The sequence below is a fragment of the Streptobacillus ratti genome (genome assembly GCF_001891165.1).
Taxonomy (GTDB): Bacteria; Fusobacteriota; Fusobacteriia; order Fusobacteriales; family Leptotrichiaceae; genus Streptobacillus; species Streptobacillus ratti.
Window position 1 is genome coordinate 1 of sequence record NZ_LKKW01000068.1, and the last position, 1238, is coordinate 1238.

At 32.7% G+C, this 1238-nt stretch carries 1 protein-coding gene; it reads right to left on the reverse strand.

What is annotated here, in order from left to right; genetic code table 11:
* Window positions 1–1180, reverse strand: a 1180-nt coding sequence (locus BT993_RS06775; RefSeq protein ID WP_244147568.1) for an ABC transporter ATP-binding protein, incomplete at its 3' end; no start/stop codon positions are given.
* Window positions 1181–1238: the final 58 nt, after the last annotated feature.

The following is a 1238-nucleotide window of genomic DNA, read 5'->3' on the forward strand; positions in this document are numbered from 1 at the left end:
TTACAGCTATAGTATCTTCTACAGTAAAATTACCACTTTTTATTACTTTTATCCTACCCACTACTCCAATAGCAACCATTATTGTATGAGTTATTTCTTCTGTTTCAATATCAAATATATGTGCCTTACTTGTATCAAAGTAAAATTTCTCTTTTCCTTGTTTATTTGTCTCACTTATTCCATCTACATTCATTCTACATGTCATCTGTCTACATGATAACTTAAAGTATATATATTCCTCATTTCCCATCTGCTCAACAACAGATACCTCTCCTACCTGTGTATAACTATTATCTTCTATACTTCTTGATATATTCTCTGGTCTTATCCCAAATATTACCCTCTTTCCTATATATCCCTGTACCTTCTCTGCCTTACTCTCATGTATCTCTATCATAGCTCCATCTATATCTATATATGTCTTATCTTCTCTCTTTACTAATTCTCCCTCTATTAAATTCATAGTCGGTGAACCTATAAATCCTGCAACAAACTTATTAGCTGGTCTATGATATAAGTTTAATGGAGTATCTACCTGCATTATTCTTCCTAACTTTAATACTGTTATTCTATCTCCCATAGTCATAGCTTCAACTTGGTCATGTGTTACATATATCATCGTTGTCTTTAACTCTTTATGTAATTGTGTTATCCTAACACGCATAGACACTCTTAACTTTGCATCTAAATTTGATAAAGGTTCATCAAATAAAAATACCTTTGGTTCTCTTACTATTGCACGTCCAAGTGCTACCCTCTGTCTTTGTCCTCCTGACATCTCCTTTGGCTTTCTATCTAATAATTCTGTTATCTCTAATTTCTCTGCTGCCTCTTTTACTCTTCTATCTATCTCTGCCTTTGGTGTCTTCTTTAACTTTAATCCAAATGCCATATTCTCATATACACTCATATGAGGATATAGGGCATAGTTTTGAAACACCATTGCTATACCTCTATCTTTTGGGGGTACATCATTTACTAATGTATCTCCTATATATATCTCTCCTCCTGTAATATCTTCTAGTCCTGCTATCATTCTTAATGTAGTTGATTTCGCACATCCTGATGGCCCTACAAATACCATGAACTCTCCATCTCTTATATCTAAATCTATACCATGTACCGCCTTAAATCCATTCGGATATTGTTTCTCTACTTTCTTTAATATTACTTCTGCCATTTATTCTCTCCTAAAAAAATATATATTTCTACGATAATATTATACCTTAACTTTTTAT